Below are 19,049 nucleotides of genomic sequence, written 5' to 3'. Positions count from 1 at the left end.
ACTGCAACACGAAGGAGATCATAAATCAATGAATGATTCCGTAATCCGGATTGATAAGCTGAATTTGTATTATGAGAAATTTCATGCGCTCAAAAATATAAACCTGGATATTCCTGAAAAAACGGTAACAGCCTTTATTGGTCCATCGGGCTGTGGCAAATCAACTTTACTTCGTACGCTAAACCGGATGAATGATATGATACCGGGAACGCGTATTGAAGGCACCGTGAGTATCGCAGGTCAGGATATATATGGCGATACGATGGAGGTAGAATACCTGCGCAAGCAGGTAGGGATGGTTTTTCAACAGCCTAACCCGTTTCCCAAATCCATTTATGATAACGTGGCCTACGGACCGCGTCTGCATGGAATCCGGCAAAAGGAAAAGCTGGACGAACTGGTCGAGCAAAGCTTGCGGCAGGCGGCACTTTGGGAAGAAGTCAAGGATTTTCTGAAGCGTTCAGCCCTGAGCTTGTCCGGTGGACAACAGCAGCGACTGTGTATTGCCAGAGCGCTTGCAGTACAGCCGGATATTTTGCTTATGGATGAGGCGACATCTGCGCTGGACCCGATCTCCACGATCAAGATTGAAGAACTGGTTCAAGAACTGCGGGACAGGTATACCATCGTCATGGTGACGCATAACATGCATCAGGCGGCGCGTGTGTCCGGTCGAACTGCGTTCTTTTTGAATGGTGTCGTGGTGGAGGCGGCGGATACAGAGGCGATGTTTTCCACACCACAGGATTCCCGCACAGAAGATTATATTTCCGGGCGATTTGGCTAAAGCCAACCAGATGATTATGCCAGAAGGGGTGACTTCGAAATGATACGTAGAAAAGGTTTTGATGAGGGACTAGATGAACTGAGAGCCGTACTGCGCGAAATGGGTGCACATGTTTCGAAGGCGCTTGATCAGGCAATTGAATGCTTGCAGACCCAAAATACAGAATTGGCTCAGCAGGTGGTCAAAAATGATGCATCCCTGAACACACTGGAAGAGAACATTCTCGATATGGGTTCCAAGCTCATCATTACCCAGCAGCCGGTAGCCAAGGATTTACGCCGGATTATTGTTGCTTTTAAAATTTCCAGTGATCTGGAACGGATGGGTGATTTGGCACTTGATATTGCCAAGGTCACTCTGCGTCTGGAAGGGCAGCAAATCATGAAGACGCTGGTGGATATTCCACATATGGCTTCCATTGTTAAAGAAATGATTGACGATGCGATAACATCGTATTTGGATGAAAATACGGATCTGGCCTATAAAATGGCGAAAGAGGATGACCGTGTCGATTCCATGTACAGCAACATGATCAGCGATTTGTATGCTTTTATGGTGGAAAAACCGGCAGAGGCTTCACAAGCCATGCTGCAACTGCTCGTAGGGCGATATATTGAGCGGATTGGTGACCATGCTACGAATATAGGTGAAAGCACTGTATATCTCGTGACAGGGGAGCGACCAGATTTGAACCAGTAAGGCTATCGGGTATATAGCGGTTGTTTCTGACCCAGACTTGTCTTTGAGCAAAGGCAAATGTGGTTAGGAAACAGCCGTTTTTTTCTGAAAAAGGGGGCTTGTATGTTAAGATAGAAGAGGAATGCGTAAAACGTATGAACGTTGCAAATGTATTGATGAACTTGCGAGGTGCAAAATGGATAAACTCATGCTTATAGATGGTAACAGTATTATTTACCGGGCGTTTTTTGCAATGCCGCCGTTAACGAATTCGAGCGGACAACAGACGAACGCAGTGTACGGATTTACAACGATGTTATTGCGGCTCCTGGAGGAGCACAAACCGACACATATCCTGGTTGCCTTTGATGCCGGGAAAATAACTTTTCGCCATAAAGGATACGAGGATTACAAGGGTGGACGGGAAAAAACACCGCCGGAGCTGTCCCAGCAATTTCCGCTGCTGAAAGAGCTGTTGACTGCGTTCGGCATTGCCCAGTTCGAACTGGATGGCTATGAAGCAGACGATATTATTGGCACATTGTCCAAAACAGCGGACGAAGCGGGTGTCCATGTACTCGTCGTGACCGGGGATAAGGATATGCTCCAGTTGGCTTCGGAGCATGTTACTGTCGGCTTGACCCGCAAAGGGGTTACCGAGGTGGAGACGTATGGACCTGAACAGATTCAGGAACGCTACGGCTTGAAGCCCTTGCAAATTATCGACCTTAAGGGGCTGATGGGCGATACGTCGGACAATATTCCTGGAATTCCGGGTGTAGGAGAAAAAACAGCGCTCAAGCTGCTGCACCAATATGGATCAGTCGAAGAGGTGCTGGCGCATACGGACGAGCTAAAAGGCAAAATGAAAGAGCGCGTTGAAACGCATGCAGACGATGCGCGAATGAGCAAGGAGTTAGCGACCATTTATCGAGCTGTAACGCTAAACAAGCAGCTGGAAGATGTCGTCTTCAGCGGGCTAAAGACAGAAACGGCCGGACCTGCGCTGGCGAAGCTGGAGTTCAAATCCTTGCTGGAACGCTTATCCCTTTCGGGCGAGGTTGGCAGTGCGGGGGCAGACGTAGAGGAAGCCGTGGCTGACGTGACCGTGCTGGATGAACAGCGGATGAGCGAATTGATAGAAGTACTGGAGCATGTAGATCTGCTGCATGTGGAGACACATGGCGACAATCCGCATCATGCTGAAATCGTAGGGCTGATATTTGCCGCAGCGGGACGGCAGTTTTTTATGACACTGGATGTACTGCAAAGTGATGCAGCAACGCCTGTACGCGAATGGCTTGCTGACGCTGAACGCAAAAAACGCGGTCATGATCTGCATCGTACGGATTTGGCCCTGCATTGGCACGGAATTGAGTTTGCTGGAGCCGAATTTGATGTGCAGCTGGCCGGATACTTGCTGGACCCGACCGATGCGAACCAGACGCTTAGTGGATTGGCAGCCAAATACGGTCTTTCCTCCATTCGTCCAGACGACGAAGTGTTCGGTAAAGGCGCTAAATATAAAGTTCCTGACGTGGATGTACTGTCCGATCATGTAGCCCGTAAGGCGGCGGTGATCGAAGCGCTGGTGCCCGTGCAGCAGGCAGAGCTGGAAAAAACAGAAATGCACAAGCTGTTCCATGAGCTTGAGATGCCGCTGTCTCGCATTTTGGCGGATATGGAAAAGCAAGGGGTTAAGGTGAACGTAGAGGAACTGCGCGCTTTGGGTAAAGAATTTGAAGCCCAGATTGCAACGCTGGTGAGTGAGATTTATAGCATTGCCGGTGTAGAGTTCAATCTGAATTCACCCAAGCAACTGGGTGAGATTTTGTTTGATAAACTGGGCTTGCCTGTCATTAAAAAGACGAAGACCGGTTACTCGACCGATGCGGAGGTGCTGGAAAAGCTGGCCCCTTATCATGATATTGTGCAAAACATTTTGCAGTACCGTACCATTGCGAAGCTCCAATCGACGTATGTCGAAGGATTGCTTAAGGAAATTTCGGAGAAAACGGGTAAAGTGCATACGTATTTCCGGCAGACCGTTGCAGCAACCGGACGCTTGAGCAGTCAATTTCCGAATTTGCAAAACATTCCGATTCGTCTCGAGGAAGGGCGCAAACTTCGCAAAGTATTTGTGCCGTCAGAGCCGGGCTGGTCTATTTTGGCGGCAGACTACTCCCAGATCGAGCTGCGGGTGCTGGCTGATATTTCGGATGATGAGCGTTTGAAGGAAGCCTTTGTCCACGATATGGACATCCATACCAAGACTGCATCTGATGTATTCGGTGTCCCGGCGGAAGAGGTGGACTCCAATATGCGGCGTTCTGCCAAGGCGGTCAACTTTGGAATTGTATACGGGATCAGCGACTATGGCCTGTCACAAAACCTGAATATTACGCGCAAGGAAGCGGCTCGCTTTATTGACCAGTATTTTGACGTGTTTCAAGGCGTTCGTCGTTATATGGATGATATTGTAAGGGACGCGAAGCGGGACGGTTACGTAAAAACGCTGCTGGAACGCAGACGCTATTTGCCGGAAATTAACGCCAGCAATTTCAACCTGCGTTCGTTCGCGGAGCGCACCGCGATGAATACGCCGATTCAGGGTACAGCCGCCGATATTATCAAGCTCGCGATGGTGCAGATGGACGCAGCGCTTCGAGAACGTAGCCTTCGCAGCCGTATGCTGCTTCAAGTGCATGATGAGCTTGTGTTTGAGGTTCCGCCTGAAGAAATAGAGACGATGAAAGAGCTCGTCCCGGCTACAATGGAGGCCGCTTTGAAGCTGTCTGTGCCACTTAAAGCAGAAGTAAGCTACGGTTCCAATTGGTATGAGGCAAAGTAAAATTTTTCAATGAGTAGATAGTCCCATTTTGGCGCTGCTTCCGCTATAATATAGGGTGAGGTGAAGACATCATGCCGGAACTACCGGAAGTAGAAACCATTAAAAGAACACTTAACGAGCTGATCGTCGATAAATATATAGATCATGTGACTGTAAATTTGCCGCGTATCATTCAACGGCCCGATGATATCCATGCTTTTGCGCTGGAATTGGCCGGCCACCGGATTACGGGCGTGGAGAGACGCGGGAAGTTTCTGCGGATTTTGCTGGACGGGCTGGTGCTGGTCTCCCATCTTAGAATGGAAGGACGCTATGGATTGTATTCACAGCATGATCCTGTGGAAAAGCATACCCATGTCATCTTTCATTTTAAAGATGGCACGGAGTTGCGTTATCAGGATGTGCGCCAGTTTGGTACGATGCACTTATTTCCGGCAGGACAGGATTTGCTGGAAAAGCCGCTGAACAAGCTCGGCTTGGAGCCGATGGACGAGTCCTTCACACCGGAAAAGCTTCGCGCCGCTGTTGGAACTCGTTCGGCTTCGATCAAGGCTGCGCTATTAAATCAGTCATATGTTGTAGGTATCGGGAATATTTATGTGGATGAATCATTGTTCAAGGCAGGTATTCATCCGGCACAGCCGGCAAAAAGCCTGACTGATAGTCAATTTCAAGTTCTGCATGAAACTATTGTCTCCACGCTGGACGCGTCGATTAAGGGTGGAGGCTCGTCCGTCAAATCGTTCGTTAACGGACAAGGTAAAACGGGTGACTTCCAGCATCAACTGCAAATTTACGGACGTAATGCCAAGCCTTGTGTAAACTGTGGTACATTGATCGAAAAATCTGTCGTGGCCGGACGTGGCACGCATCACTGCCCCGCCTGTCAGCCTTTGCGTTAAACAGGTACAGACACCTAAAGCCCATCCCTCTCATATACTACCCTAAGTACCAAAACAGGGAAGGGCTTTGGCTGTTAAGGCCCTTCCTTCGCAATGGGAGGGAATTGAAGTGGCTAATCATTGGGGAGCCCTGCTGTTACTGGCATTTGCGCTAAGTTTGGACAGTTTTGGAGTCGGTGCTACATATGGTTTGCGCAAGTTGAAAATTCCATTGTTGTCAATTGCGATCATTTCAGCATGTTCAGGGCTGGTGATCGGCATATCCATGCAATTGGGTGCATTGCTATCTCATGTCTTGTCTCCTGTATATACAACCGTCTTTGGCGCGGTTATCCTGATCGGTATCGGCTGTTATTCCTTGATTCAAAATCTGCATCGCAAGGAGGATTTGACGGACGATTCTGTGAGCGAATCTGTTCTGGACCAGAATAAGAATGCAGAGGGTACAGAAACAGCCGAAGCACCTTCGGAAGCTTTAGAGATACAGCAGGAACGAACCGTATTTTCGCTGGAGTTCCGCAATTGGGGCCTTGTTATTCGTATTCTTCGAAGTCCGTCTGCTGCAGATACGGACCGTTCCGGCAGTATATCTGCCCTGGAAGCGGTTTGGCTAGGCATTGCTTTATCGGTCGATGCGTTTGGAGCAGGGTTAGGGGCAGCCATGCTGGGTTTCCAACCCCTATCTACGGCACTGGCTATTACATTATTCAGCGGGACGTTTTTGATCGTAGGGATGAAGGCGGGCTTCTTCTTGTCGGCATTCCGATTTATGAAGGCGCTGGGTGTGTTACCCGCATTATTACTGATTATGATGGGCATATTGAAGCTGTTATGAGGTGAAAGAGCATGAATATCGGATTAACCGGGGGGATTGCTACCGGAAAAAGCACCGTGTCGGCTCTTTTGGTCGCCAAGGGTGCGCTGCTGATCGACGCAGATGCCATTGCCCGGGAAGTCATGCTTCCGGGGCATCCGGTGCTGGCGGCGGTCATACAGCATTTTGGACGAGCTGTGATGAACAGCGACGGAACCCTGCATCGCAAGAAGCTGGGCGAGATTGTATTTTCAGACCCTGCCCAGCGACAGGCGCTTAATAATATTACTCATCCTGCGATACGTGAGGAGATGCGTTTGCGTATGGTAGCCTATGAACGGGAACAGCCGGACAAGCTTGTTTTGGCAGATATTCCGTTATTATACGAGTCCGGGCTGGAGAGCTTATATGAGGAAATTATGGTTGTGTATATACCGCGTGATGTTCAGCTTCGACGTTTGATGCTTAGAGACGGATTAACAGAGGAGCAGGCAGAGCTTCGATTGTCTGCGCAAATGGATATCGAACAAAAAAGAAGGATGGCCGATATCGTGATTGACAATAGTGATACACAAGCTGAAACAGAACGGCAAATTGATCTGTTTTGGCAGCGAAAGGGACTTGCATGAAGATACTGCGTAAAAAAAGAGTCCTGCTTACATTATTTGTCGGTTTTGTTTTGATTCTGTTTTTTAATTCCAACTGGATGTCGTGGTTTTATCCGATTCAGTATAAGGATGAAATTCGCCAGTATTCAAAGACGTATCAAGTGGACCCTTTTTTGGTGGCGTCTATTATCCGTGTGGAAACGAATTTCAAAACCAGCAAGCAGTCAAACAAAGGTGCATTGGGACTGATGCAGATTATGCCTGATACCGCCAATTGGATTATGGACAGCGCTCAGGTTCCGAAGGTCCCGCTCGACAACGTAAAGCATGAGCCTGGGACTAACATTGAACTGGGAACTTGGTATTTGCATAACCTGTCCGCCAAATTTCAAGACAATCCGGTAGCGATCGTAGCTGCTTACAATGCCGGACCAGGAAAAGTTCAAGAGTGGCTGAACAAGGGAGTATGGGACGGAAAGGAAGAGTCCATTAAACAAATTCCCTTTGGTGAGACACGGCATTATGTGCAGCGAGTCATTTACTATTACAGGCAATATACAAAAATTTATAATGAGTTTTGAGTGGCAAATGAATGACAATATGGGCCTTTTGCCTTTAAAATGAAAAAAGCGCAGGACAGGCTGTACTTAACAGCCTATCCGTACACTTTTTGGTAACATCTACATTGATACCGAGATTATTGGTATTGACCTGCCAATTGTTGTTCGGCGATCGTTACGAGGCGTTTTGTGATATAGCCTCCGAGCGAACCGTTCTCATAGGAAGTCATGTTACCTTGGTATCCATCTTGAGGAATGCTGATACCCAGCTCTTGAGCGATTTCATATTTCATTTGCTCCAGAGCGCCGGAGGCTTTGTTGACTACCAGGTTGTTGGAGTTGCCAGAGTTTCCTTGTGCCATTGTTGTTCACCTCCTCGCGACGTGGTAAACATATTATGATCTGTTTCGACAAAATTATTACTGTAAAGTAACGGGAATTTATTGGAAAAAGGAAGTGATGATATTATGAAATGTCCGTATTGTGCTTACAATGGGACGAAAGTGTTGGATTCGCGGCCTGCGAATGATAACAAGTCCATTCGCCGCCGTCGTGAATGTGAGCAGTGTGCCAGGCGTTTTACCACCTTTGAAATGGTGGAGGAGACCCCACTGATGGTTATCAAAAAGGATGGAAGCCGTGAAGAGTTTAGTCGTGATAAAATGCTGCGCGGTCTTATCCGTGCCTGTGAGAAGCGTCCTGTATCGGTCGAGCAACTGGATTTAATCGTGTCCCAGGTGGAAAATGCCATCCGCAACACGGCGGCCACCGAGGTGGACAGCCAGCAGATCGGTGAGCTGGTCATGGAACAGCTCTACCCTGTGGATGAAGTCGCTTACGTACGCTTTGCGTCCGTCTATCGACAGTTCAAAGACATTAACATGTTTATGAAGGAACTGAAAACACTGTTATCCAAAGATGCATCCAGCGATTGATCGCTGCCTGTATCTTGGGTAATGGTGGGAGATAATTATATTTTTTTTATAAAAGTATTGACAAAGGGTACAATATTTTATATGATATAGAAGTCGCTTGAAACGTTTTTAATTACAAAAAATGGGGCCTTAGCTCAGCTGGGAGAGCGCATCGCTGGCAGCGATGAGGTCAGGGGTTCGATCCCCCTAGGCTCCACCAATATTTTGATTATGGACTCTTAGCTCAGTTGGTAGAGCAGTTGACTCTTAATCAATTGGTCCAGGGTTCGAGTCCCTGAGAGTCCATCCTTTAGAAAAACGGCAGAAATGTCGTTTTTTTTGTTGATTAAGTATGAGATTTATTTCACATTGTACATGGCGGCAAAGCCTGCATTGCAGAACGAAACTCAAGTGGCATCAGAATGTCTTAGTATTTATTCTTAATGAAAAGATGTGAAAAACAATATTTTAGTGAATTGCGTCATAGGGCATCTATCGTATTTTAGTGTAATTTAGATAAATAAGAAAGATAAACAAATTCATCCTAAAATACTGCAAAAGACAAAATTGTTTTTAAAGTCTGGAGTGTTGAAAAGTGATTAGAAAAGCGAGTATTATGCATGTTTTTCCTATTTATTATGAGGAGTACAAGCGCCGTCATGACAAACTTTGGCCGGAAATGGCTGAAGCGCTAAAAAGGCATGGTGCACAAAACTATTCCATATTTCTTGATGAAGAAACGGGGAGCTTATTTGCTTTCCTGGAAATTGAAGATGAAGGAAAATGGGAACAAATGGCTCAAACTGATATTTGCCAAAAATGGTGGGCTTATATGGAGCCTTTAATGGAGACAAATCCTGATAATAGTCCTGTATCAAGAAATTTAAAGGAAGTATTTTATTTGGAATAATAAATATGAAGAAGATATGGTTTTACTTTGCGTTTTTTTATAAACATTCAAAGCTAAACGTAAAGCTTTTCTTAACGATTACATTGATTATGATGACAACGCTTGCATTTGTATTAGGAGGTCTTCAATATGCTTTTTCCCTCTATGATGAGCAAGTCTATGCAAAATCCGCACAAGTGCTGATGATGTCGTCCAACAACGTAGAAGAGAAGCTTGAAAGAGTGGAAGAAATTAGTTATAACATCGCAGTCGACCCGTATATTCAAAAAACTTTATTAGAGCTTCAAGGAAATGCAAAAGGCTATGATTTCTATCGTCTTGAACAAAAGATTGGAGATGAATTGGAGAAATATGTAGATCCGGCAAATTACGTTCAGTCCATTTATCTGTACGATTCAGCAGGAAGGGAGTTTTTGGCCGGGGATAGCAACAAACCAATAACGAATAAAGATAAGGTACTTGCTCTTAGCCAGGCGGATAAGGATGAGGGTAAAAACCATTGGATGGAGCTGGAAGGGAGTAATGGGGATTTAATTTCTGTTCGCCTGATCCAGTCTTATGAAAACTTAAACTTTGAAACCATCGGCAAACTGCTTGTTCGTGTTCATTTAGACAAGATTGTAAGCGGTTTACCGAAGCCTCACGGAGAGATAGCAGGCAATATTGTGATTACAAAAGAGGATGAGGTTTTTTATTCGGAAAAAGGAATAGATGATCTAAAAGAATATCATTTCAATGCGAACAATGATCAGGGCTATAGTATTGAATATATTAATGGGGAAAGAAGCTTTGTCAGCCATATTACAACCGATTTTAAAGACTGGACATACTGGAGCATCATTCCATTTAACATGATGTTTTCCAAGATTACTGCTGCAAAATATACCTTGGTGCTGGTTTTTATGTTAATGTTCGTTTTTCTTATTTCCCTTGGTTTTAAATTTTTAAGAAAGTTTACGAATCCCATTCAAGAATTAGCATCTACCATGCAGGAAGTGCAAAAGGGGAACTTTCACGCTGTAAATTTATTAAATCCCTCTACGATTAATGAAGATGAGATCGGGATTCTTTATCAGAATTTTATAACCATGATCCAAAGAATTGATGAGTTGATCCAGGAGAACTTTTCCAAGCAACTGCTGATCAAGGAAACTGAATTTAAAGCACTGCAGGCTCAGATCAACCCGCATTTTTTATACAATACGCTGGAGTCCGTTAATTGGTTGGCTAAAATAAATAAACAGAAGCAAATTTCAAGCATGGTAGAAGCCCTTGGTCATCTCATGAGATACTCCACCAATTTTAAGCAGGGTATTATTACACTTGAAGAAGAACTCGACATTTTAAAAAGCTATTTAACCATCCAAAAATACCGGTTTGACGACCGGATTGATTTTCAAATGGACTTCCCCTCCCATGTTGCAAAATATAAAATTCCAAAGTTAATATTGCAGCCGCTGCTGGAGAATTCGTTCAAGCATGCAGTTGAGCCTTCCATCTATTTGTCGGTTATTAAATTGCATGTTTATCAGGAAGACGACAAGCTGTTTATTCGGATAGAAGATAACGGGCCTGGCATAGATCCCATAATCCTTCAAAAAGTAAAAGAAGGCAAAGTAAATCCTAAAGGTACTGGAATAGGATTGAATAATATCAATGATCGGATCAAGCTTTATGCTGGCGAGCAGTATGGTTTAAGAATTGAAAATCTTTCGGGAAAAGGGACCGCAATTACGGTAGTTTTACCTGTTCAAACGGGGTGATAGAATGTCATATAAAGTGTTATTGGTAGATGACGAAAGGATTATTGTCGAAGGCATTTCCAATGTGGTCGATTGGGCAGCATTGGATACGGAGCTTGTAGCAACGGCGAGAAACGGGATCGATGCGTATGAGAAAATTGTTGAACTGCAACCTGATATTGTGATCAGTGATATCAAAATGCCTGGTATGGACGGACTTAGTCTTGTTTCAAAGGCGCATCAGAAATATCCTGCTATAAAATTTATCCTGCTGTCCGGATACGGTGAGTTTGAATACGCGAGAACCGCCATGCACTATGATGTTAAAAATTATTTGTTAAAGCCATGCAATGAGGATAAAATTACAGCTGCACTTAACGATACCGTTAATGAACTAAACGAAAAAAAGGTTCAGGAAACCTTTACTAGCGAGCTCCAGAAAAAATATCAAAATGCTCAGCCCTATATCAAAGCACATCTGTTAACCGAATTCTTAACGAGTAAAAGCTACCTAGACAATGATTTATCATTCTATGAGCAGCTTTTTGATTTTGAAATAAATCATCAGCAGGTCAGAATCGTTCTTTTTTTGATGGAAGGTTATTTTTCTTATGAGCATTTGTTTGCCATCAAAAATATTGGAGCCGAGATCCTGGACTCTGTCCTGGTAACAACCAATATTGGTGAATATGCACTGTTCCTGATCAAGGATGATCATGACCCGGAAAAATTACATCACAAAATTAAACAAATAAGAGAGACCATTCATCAATATTTCAAAAGAGATACCACGGTTGCTATAAGTGAAGGGAACTATTTCCGAAACGCCAGGAACTTGTACCGTGAGGCCATGGAGTGTTTGGAGCATCGTTTTTATTTGGGGGAAGGAAGCATTATAACGAGAAAAGATATTTTACCGGCAAATACAGCCGTCCCCAATGATTTTATGATCGATGAGCAGCAACTTGTTCTAAAAATCAAATCTGGGCATATTCAGGATGTATGCAACGGAATTACCAGCATTTTTGAGAAAATGATGGATTTACGGCTGGGGATTGACTTGACAAAATCCTATTGTATACAGCTCTATATTGCAATTGTACAGACGGTGGATACCGACCGCATGCAAGATTACCTCATGGGAACATCTGCACTGCTAGAGATGGAAACGGTCCAGCAGCTGAAAGATTATATCGAAGCAACAGCCAGAAAAATGACCCATGAGTACTATAATCGTTTCAAGTCAAAACAGTCTTCCGTAATTAGCAGAGTCATAGAAATTTTAGTCGAGAATCTGGGTAACCCTGATTTATCACTAAAAATGGTGGCCAATGACATTCTATATATGAATCCGGATTATCTGGGAAAACTGTTCAAACAGGAAACTGGCCAGAAATTTTCAACCTGTCTTACTAAATTAAGAATTGAAAAGGCAGTGGAGTACATTTCAGAAATGGACGATGTGAAGGTAGGAACGTTGGCCCAAATAATCGGTTTTGGTGACAACCCTCAATACTTTAGTCAGGTTTTCAAAAAATATACTGGTTATACACCATCTGAATACCGGAAAGTTACATGAATCCATAAGCTCACTCGCAAAAGGGAGGTCAAAGCTTGAAAAGGTCTGGCTTGGTATTATTTGCTTTTATAATGCTCCTTTCAGTCGCTGCTTGTGATTTAAACAATAAAGGAAATCATGAAGAGGAAAGTGAAAAAGTAACCCTGCGCGTGGCCTGGTGGGGTGACCAATCCAGACATGAATATACCTTGAAAGTTATCCAAATGTATGAGAAAGAAAATCCAAATGTAAAAATTGTAGAGGAATATGCCAACTGGGAGGATTATTGGAAGAGGCTTGCTCCCATGGCTGCCGCTAGTCAATTGCCAGATGTGATTCAAATGGATAGAGCCTACCTGTTTCAATATGGTGAAAAAGGCCGACTGGATGATTTAACTCCATATATAAAAAATGGGACGATTGATATTCGCTCCATTGATGAAAACGCCATTTCCGGTGGTAGGATCGCAGGTAAACTATATGGCTTCACCCTTGGATCGAACGTTCTTTCTGTGATTACAAATGATCATCTGTTAAAAGAAGCCGGTATTCAAATTGAAGATGAAAACTGGACTTGGGATGACTTCGAAAAAGCAGCAATCAAGGTCAAAAATGCTACACACGTGTATGGTACAAATGGAATGTACCCTGCCGATGTATTTTTCCCTTACTATTTAAGAACACAAGGCTCGCGTCTTTATAATGAAAACGGTACAGGCCTTGGCTATACAGACGATCAATTATTTGTGGATTACTTTAAAAGGCAGCTTAGGTTGGTTGATGCAAAGGCATTCCCGACTCCAGACGTTCAAGTACATGTAGCAGGAACGAATGATGAATTTATCGTAACTGGAAATGCAGCAATGAGCTGGAACTGGTCCAATCAATATTCAGGATTTGCCGAATCGGCCAAAGCATCCTTATCCATCAAACTGCCTCCTGAGTACGCGAATGAAACGGCTTTATTTTTAAGACCGAGTATGTTCTTTTCCATCCCTAAGAGTTCAAAACAAAAGGAAGAAGCGGCCAAGTTCATTAATTTCTTTGTGAATAATATGGAAGCCAATAAGTTGATCAAAGGTGATCGAGGTGTCCCGGTATCTTCAAAGGTGATCAAAGGAATCAAGCCGGAATTATCCGAAGCTGAAACCAAAATCTTTGATTATGTTGAAAAAGCGTCTCAAAATGTACACACCATGGACCCGATTGATCCACTTGGCAATGCGGAAATTATGAAAGCGCTTGATAATATATCCGAACAGATTTTATTTAAGAAAATGACGCCGGAAGATGGAGCAAAGTCCTTTAGAAAACAAGCTGAAAGAATTTTAGGCCAAAATAAGTAATCCAAACACCTTCAAGAGAATTCCTCCGTATCGTCAGCTATGGAGGAACCTTGGAGGTGTTTTTGCGTTGGGCGGAAAACAAGTATGTTTTTTAAACGTAATCCACTGTTTTTTTTATGGTTTCAAGAAAGCACTTTCAATACAATAACAGTATAAGTGTAAGCGGTGACAAATCAAGAGAAAGAGATCATTATTTGGAGGGATTGCTGTGTTGCAGGTAAAAGCTTTCGAAAAGAAAGAGATCGTTGATCGTATTCATTTATTAATGAATAATCTCACAGAAATCAAAGACCAAAGCGGTGAATTTTTACTCCATTTTGACGGGTTAATTGTGGATGATAAAAGCTGGAATGTTTGGAACTGGCCTCAGGGTGTGGGGTTATATGGAATATATAAATATTGGAAATTGACTAATGACCAAAAAGCTTTGGACGTTATCAATGAATGGTTCAATGCAAGAATCCAGGAAGGTGCACCGCCGAAAAACGTTAACACGATGGCGCCGTTATTAACATTGGCATTTTTATATGAGGATACCGGAAACCAGACATACCTGCCCTATTTGGAGGATTGGGCTGAATGGGTAATGCATGATATGCCCCGTACCAAAGAAGACGGCTTACAGCATATGACCTATGGACCAGAGAATAAAAATCAGCTTTGGGACGATACCTTGATGATGACCGTGCTGCCTTTGGCGAAAATCGGTAAGCTGCTCAACAGACCTGAATACCTGGAAGAAGCCAAAAAGCAGTTTCTAATCCATATCAAATATTTAACGGACAAAAAGACAGGCTTATGGTTCCACGGCTGGACATTCGAAGAAAACCATAATTATGCCGAAGCGCTTTGGGCAAGAGGAAATTGTTGGATTACGATAGCGATTCCCGAGATTATTGAAATATTGGAATTGGAAAAGGGAGATTTTCTCCGTGAATTCCTGATTGATACATTGAACAGACAAATTGAAGCTCTTGCCAACTTTCAGGATGTAAGCGGTTTATGGCATACACTCATTAATGACCAGACCTCTTATTTAGAAGCCTCAGCATCGGCTGGATTTGCATATGGAATTTTAAAATCCGTTCATAAGCGGTATATCAGCCAGGACTATAAAGAAGTCGCCCACAGGGCTATTTGCGGAATTATCAATGAAATTAATAAAGAAGGAGCATTGCAAAAGGTATCTGTAGGAACAGGTATGGGAGATACTTTGGAATTTTACAAGGAAATCAGAAAGACTACCATGCCTTATGGACAATCGCTGGCTGTGCTTTGTCTATCCGAATATCTTCATACTTATATCTGAGGATTTTGCAAAAATCCAATAAGCGACTTCCAATGAACAATATATTGATCGAAAGGGTCTAGTTCATCTATATATTGCACTTTGGAGCGACTGGAATCGAATTTTGCAAAATCCTGATCTAAATCTCCGATTGCTAAATTCCCAAAATGGAGGAGAATAATGTGGTTAAACAACCCAAATTTATTAATTATTTGTCCTATGGGTTAGGTGATTTCTTAGGGGCAGGCGCGTTTGCCTTGACAGCAGCATGGTTGCTTTTCTTCTTAACAACTTTTTGTGGCCTAACTGCCATTCAAGCAGGTTCTATTTTCGCTATTGCCCGGATTGTTGATGCGATTGCAGCACCAACGATGGGATATATTACAGATAATTTTCATAAAACAAAACTTGGCCGACGCTTTGGAAGACGAAAATTCTTTATATTAGCCGCCATTCCACTTGTACTTGTCTATACAGCAATTTGGGTTTCCGGTTTTTCTTTCTGGTATTACTTAATAACCTATATCTTGTTTGAAATTGTGTACTCCATGATTTTAATTCCTTATGATACACTTGCCGCTGAAATGAGTAACGATTATAAAATACGCTCGAAGTTTACAGGTGCAAGAATGTTTGTTGCTCAGGCTTCAGCTGTATTCGCTGCATTTATTCCTGGCCGGCTTGTGGAAGCATTGGGTAAGGATGATCCTCTTACATTCCTGTACTCCGGTATTATTTTCACTGTCATATTTATAGTGGTATTGTCACTGCTTTACAGAAATACATGGGAACGTCCTCTCGAAGAAATACCTGAAGAGAAAGTGATTGGTAATAGAACTTTATTACAAAATGTTCATAAGATCTATGCGGATTTATTCTCGACTTTACGAGTAAAAACATTCCGCCACCATCTGGGTATGTATTTGGGTGGATATTTAAGTCAGGATGTATTCAACGCCGTATTTACTTATTTTGTTGTGTTTGCTCTCATGCAAAATGCCGTTGCCGCATCCAACTTATTGACCTTTATGTATGTTATGCAGCTTTTTGGCGTATGGATTGCTCTTACCTTAACGATTAAATTGAACCCTGCCCCGGCGTTTAGAACGGCCATTTCTCTCTTTATCGCAGGAGTTATTGGATTTATCGTTTTAAAGGTCACTGGAACACTAAATAACTCCGTTTTATTGTTTGCTATGATTGGAATTTGCGGGTTGGGACGCGGTGGTTTGAACTACATCCCCTGGAACAACTACGCGTTTATTCCAGACGTAGATGAAGCTTTAACGGGTCAAAGACGTGAAGGTGTGTTCGCTGGTGTAATGAGTTTGATCAGAAAAGGGACACAGGCGTTAGCGGTCTTTTTAGTAGGTGTTGCATTGCAAGAAGCAGGCTTTGTATCCGGGCAAGCCTCACAACCTGCTTCAGCTGTAACAGCTATCATTTCTATCTTGCTGTTTGGTACGCTCTTCTTTTTGGTGGGAGGTTTGATTATCTCTTATCGTTACAAATTAACTAAAGAAAATCATGTCGTTTTGTTGGATGAAATTAAACGCTTGAAAAATGGCGGTTCTAAAAAAGAGGTTACACCGGAAGCGCGACAAGTTTTTGAACAATTAACAGGTTGGGAATATGAAAAAACATGGGGCAATAACACGGTGGGGTATGAAAATCTTGTAAAATATAAAGATAATCATGACACCAAACATGAAGCAATCGTATAGGTGTGAACTGGAGGACAGGTATGAATGCAAATTTAGGAATTCGGGCACATGATATTGAAAACGTTTCTTTACCAGAAGCAGTGAATATCATATCAAGTAAAGGATTGACATCCGTACAGTTAGCCGTAAGTAAATCGCTACATGATGTAAATACAAAGCTAGGAAGTTTTAGCCCTGGCATTGCTCACTATATAAGTCGTATTTTTCGGAAAAAAGATGTGCAAATAGCGGTTTTAGGCTGCTACATCAACATGATCCATCCTGATCCAAGTCTAAGAAGAAAAGAATTGGATCGGTTCAAGGAGCATATCCGGTTTGCCCGTGATTTTGGCTGCAGCATTGTTGGAACTGAGACGGGAAATGTAAACCCGGAGATTGTCTATACCGAAGAAAATTTTACTGAAAAGCCTTTTTTGGATGTAGTGGAAAGCGTCAGAGAGCTTGTAGCGGAAGCAGAAAAGTTCGGTGTAATCGTGGGAATTGAGGGAGGAATGAATCATCCTATTCATACACCGGAGCGGATGAGAAGATTGCTGGATAGTGTTCCGTCTAATAATCTTCAGGTCATCTTTGACCCGGCTAACTTTATTTCCCTGAATAATTATCAAAATCAGGAGTCTGTTTTCCAGGAAGCATTTGATCTTTTTGGAGACAGAATCGTGATTATGCATGCAAAGGATTTAATGATTGAGGATCATGCGATAAAGTTTGTGCCTGTTGGAAAAGGGATATTAAACTATCATTTTCTACTGAAATTATTAAAAGATAAGAAGCCTTATCTAAATATTCTATTAGAAGAAACAAAGGAACAGGATATCGACCAGAGCATTGCTTATATAAATGGGTGCCTCTGAGAGCCCATCCTTTAGAAAAAACGGCAGAGATGCCGTTTTTTTTGTTATGTCTTCATGTTATGATGCTTGCAATACCCATGGTCCGATTAACTTTGCTGCGTGATTGAGTATGGTTAAATGTTTTTCGCCAGGCACGATTGTGGTAGATGATTCATGGCTCACCTGTGTTGCCAGCTTGGCGAAGGCCACAACTTTTTGCGGATTCATAATTTCATCCTCGGCCCCCACCCATAGACCGAACGGCCTGTCAATTCCGGCAACCTCCTGTGACGGCCGTCCAGGGTTTAACGTCAGCGCCATATTGACACTGTTATACTGGACAAACCCTATACCTGACTTCATCTGTTCTTCTGAATAGTTGTACCGCACTCCTGCCGCATGTCCTTTAAACAATCCGCCAGTAAGTTCGTGGGCCACAAATGCTTTGGTACATACTGTTGCGAAATTGCCATTGCCTTCATACATCGTATTGGATTTGGGACCAAAATCCGGTGCAACGAACAAATAACCATTTACGGATTCATGATGGGGAGAATGAATATAATTTACTACCAAACCGGCTCCGGCAGAGTGTCCGCCCAAAAATACAGGTACGGAAGGAAACTGACGATGTGCAGTATCTATAATGCTTGTGATATCATCGTACACTTGATCTACACTCGGTGCGTCTCCGCGGTCACCGCCAGACAATCCATGCCCTCGAATGTCCGGCAGGTACGTTGCGATCCCATAATTTTGACTTAATTGTTCCCCTATCGGTTGATACCCTGCCGCGCTGTTAGCGCCTGAACCGTGATAAAATATGACAACAGCTTTGGGATTAGCGGGAACGTAACTACGGTAAGCCAATCGAATATGATCATTCGATTCTACATATTGAACATGATCAGTTGCCAGTCGATTATCCATGTTTGCACCGGATTGGCCAACACCGTCTGATGCTACATTAGAAACCACGTTGTTAGGGAATTGGCAAGTTGAAAGCGGGGTGGCGGCAAAGGTGAATATCCCTGTCAAGACAATCATCAGAATACTAAGAACAATTAGCAACGCTCTTTTGATGATTTTCATGCTAATACTCCTCCTGTACGATCTGCGATGAATGACAAATGAGAGTTGGCATAATTCTCTTAACGAAACCAGGCTTTTGCTTCCGGGCTGTTTAATCTCCAGATCACGATGATGGGGAGGATAACGCCTAGTAAAAATCCGATGCTGTGCCAAACGGCGAATTCGACGATCCGCAGCACAATTAAAATGCCGGAAAGAACAAAAGCCGCGTTGAGTGGGGAGGCAGCGGGAATGTTCAGACGAGAAGCTACATACACTGCCACAATTCCAAAGACAATCATGACAATACACAGGACCTTCTTGATCATTTCCGCACTGCCAAACGAGTAGATTCCGTTAAATACATTCAATATTGCTGCAAGGTAAATCAGAATTTGAACAAACGTCACCACACGCGGTTTTCTTGGATGGGCTTCATGTTGTGTTTCCATAGGAGCTACTC

At 43.3% G+C, this 19,049-nt stretch carries 18 protein-coding genes and 2 tRNA genes; 17 read left to right on the top strand and 3 right to left on the bottom strand.

The features are described 5' to 3' along the window. Nucleotides 1–28: 28 nt before the first annotated feature. The 7 genes from pstB to KQI_RS0122130 all read left to right on the top strand — a co-directional run bounded on the left by pstB (nucleotide 29) and on the right by KQI_RS0122130 (nucleotide 7,221). Nucleotides 29–787: a phosphate ABC transporter ATP-binding protein PstB gene (gene pstB / locus KQI_RS0122160; RefSeq protein WP_010349062.1), complete on the top strand. Its 759-nt coding sequence runs from the start codon at nucleotides 29–31 to the stop codon at nucleotides 785–787. A gap of 39 nt (nucleotides 788–826) precedes the next feature. Further along, nucleotides 827–1,486, top strand: coding sequence for a phosphate signaling complex protein PhoU (gene phoU / locus KQI_RS0122155; RefSeq protein WP_010349061.1), 660 nt, complete (start codon nucleotides 827–829; stop codon nucleotides 1,484–1,486). A 175-nt stretch (nucleotides 1,487–1,661) separates the two neighbouring features. After that, on the top strand, nucleotides 1,662–4,316 hold the full coding sequence (gene polA, locus KQI_RS0122150) for a DNA polymerase I (RefSeq protein WP_010349060.1): 2,655 nt from the start codon (nucleotides 1,662–1,664) through the stop codon (nucleotides 4,314–4,316). A 71-nt stretch (nucleotides 4,317–4,387) separates the two neighbouring features. Next, complete coding sequence (mutM, locus tag KQI_RS0122145; protein WP_010349059.1) at nucleotides 4,388–5,218, top strand: DNA-formamidopyrimidine glycosylase; 831 nt, start codon at nucleotides 4,388–4,390, stop codon at nucleotides 5,216–5,218. 109 nt (nucleotides 5,219–5,327) lie between these two features. After that, nucleotides 5,328–6,053, top strand: coding sequence for an MntP/YtaF family protein (locus KQI_RS0122140; RefSeq protein WP_010349058.1), 726 nt, complete (start codon nucleotides 5,328–5,330; stop codon nucleotides 6,051–6,053). A gap of 11 nt (nucleotides 6,054–6,064) precedes the next feature. Then, nucleotides 6,065–6,661 (top strand): dephospho-CoA kinase, encoded by a 597-nt coding sequence (gene coaE / locus KQI_RS0122135; RefSeq protein WP_010349057.1) that lies wholly within the window; start codon nucleotides 6,065–6,067, stop codon nucleotides 6,659–6,661. Next, a complete protein-coding gene (locus tag KQI_RS0122130; RefSeq protein ID WP_010349056.1) occupies nucleotides 6,658–7,221 on the top strand; it encodes a lytic transglycosylase domain-containing protein in 564 nt (187 codons plus the stop codon). Before coaE ends, KQI_RS0122130 begins: the two co-directional genes overlap by 4 nt. A 116-nt stretch (nucleotides 7,222–7,337) precedes the next feature. Here KQI_RS0122130 and KQI_RS0122125 read toward each other — a convergent pair whose 3' ends face one another. Further along, on the bottom strand, nucleotides 7,338–7,562 hold the full coding sequence (locus KQI_RS0122125) for an alpha/beta-type small acid-soluble spore protein (protein ID WP_007429710.1): 225 nt from the start codon (nucleotides 7,560–7,562) through the stop codon (nucleotides 7,338–7,340). Nucleotides 7,563–7,667: 105 nt separating this feature from the next. Here KQI_RS0122125 and nrdR point away from each other — a divergent pair, with 105 nt between their 5' ends. The 10 genes from nrdR to KQI_RS0122075 all read left to right on the top strand — a co-directional run bounded on the left by nrdR (nucleotide 7,668) and on the right by KQI_RS0122075 (nucleotide 17,536). Further along, nucleotides 7,668–8,135, top strand: a complete 468-nt coding sequence (nrdR, locus tag KQI_RS0122120; RefSeq protein WP_010349055.1) for a transcriptional regulator NrdR — start codon at nucleotides 7,668–7,670, stop codon at nucleotides 8,133–8,135. 123 nt (nucleotides 8,136–8,258) lie between these two features. Continuing rightward, nucleotides 8,259–8,334 (top strand) — tRNA-Ala (locus KQI_RS0122115). Nucleotides 8,335–8,347: 13 nt separating this feature from the next. Beyond that, a tRNA-Lys gene (locus KQI_RS0122110) sits at nucleotides 8,348–8,420 on the top strand. A 289-nt stretch (nucleotides 8,421–8,709) separates the two neighbouring features. After that, nucleotides 8,710–9,024 carry an L-rhamnose mutarotase gene (gene rhaM, locus KQI_RS0122105; protein WP_010349054.1) on the top strand — a complete coding sequence of 105 codons (315 nt, stop codon included), beginning with the start codon at nucleotides 8,710–8,712 and terminating at the stop codon, nucleotides 9,022–9,024. A 5-nt stretch (nucleotides 9,025–9,029) separates the two neighbouring features. Continuing rightward, nucleotides 9,030–10,787, top strand: a complete 1,758-nt coding sequence (locus KQI_RS0122100) for a cache domain-containing sensor histidine kinase (protein ID WP_010349053.1) — start codon at nucleotides 9,030–9,032, stop codon at nucleotides 10,785–10,787. A 4-nt stretch (nucleotides 10,788–10,791) separates the two neighbouring features. Further along, nucleotides 10,792–12,345 (top strand): response regulator transcription factor, encoded by a 1,554-nt coding sequence (locus tag KQI_RS29565; protein WP_010349052.1) that lies wholly within the window; start codon nucleotides 10,792–10,794, stop codon nucleotides 12,343–12,345. Between the two features lie 35 nt (nucleotides 12,346–12,380). Next, nucleotides 12,381–13,670: an ABC transporter substrate-binding protein gene (locus tag KQI_RS0122090; protein ID WP_010349051.1), complete on the top strand. Its 1,290-nt coding sequence runs from the start codon at nucleotides 12,381–12,383 to the stop codon at nucleotides 13,668–13,670. A 208-nt stretch (nucleotides 13,671–13,878) separates the two neighbouring features. Beyond that, nucleotides 13,879–14,979, top strand: a complete 1,101-nt coding sequence (bglB, locus tag KQI_RS0122085) for a beta-galactosidase BglB (RefSeq protein ID WP_029390285.1) — start codon at nucleotides 13,879–13,881, stop codon at nucleotides 14,977–14,979. 161 nt (nucleotides 14,980–15,140) lie between these two features. Further along, nucleotides 15,141–16,682 carry an MFS transporter gene (locus KQI_RS0122080; RefSeq protein WP_010349048.1) on the top strand — a complete coding sequence of 514 codons (1,542 nt, stop codon included), beginning with the start codon at nucleotides 15,141–15,143 and terminating at the stop codon, nucleotides 16,680–16,682. A gap of 20 nt (nucleotides 16,683–16,702) precedes the next feature. Next, nucleotides 16,703–17,536: a sugar phosphate isomerase/epimerase family protein gene (locus KQI_RS0122075; RefSeq protein WP_010349047.1), complete on the top strand. Its 834-nt coding sequence runs from the start codon at nucleotides 16,703–16,705 to the stop codon at nucleotides 17,534–17,536. 57 nt (nucleotides 17,537–17,593) lie between these two features. On the opposite strand, the gene KQI_RS0122070 is transcribed toward KQI_RS0122075, so the two are convergent. Both KQI_RS0122070 and KQI_RS0122065 read right to left on the bottom strand, forming a co-directional pair. Beyond that, on the bottom strand, nucleotides 17,594–18,607 hold the full coding sequence (locus tag KQI_RS0122070) for an alpha/beta hydrolase (RefSeq protein ID WP_010349046.1): 1,014 nt from the start codon (nucleotides 18,605–18,607) through the stop codon (nucleotides 17,594–17,596). A 59-nt stretch (nucleotides 18,608–18,666) separates the two neighbouring features. After that, on the bottom strand, nucleotides 18,667–19,038 hold the full coding sequence (locus tag KQI_RS0122065; RefSeq protein ID WP_010349045.1) for a hypothetical protein: 372 nt from the start codon (nucleotides 19,036–19,038) through the stop codon (nucleotides 18,667–18,669). Between the last annotated feature and the right edge of the window lie 11 nt (nucleotides 19,039–19,049).

Source organism: Paenibacillus peoriae KCTC 3763 (assembly GCF_000236805.1).
Lineage (GTDB): Bacteria > Bacillota > Bacilli > Paenibacillales > Paenibacillaceae > Paenibacillus > Paenibacillus peoriae.
This window is presented reverse-complemented; position numbering and strand designations above follow the sequence as displayed.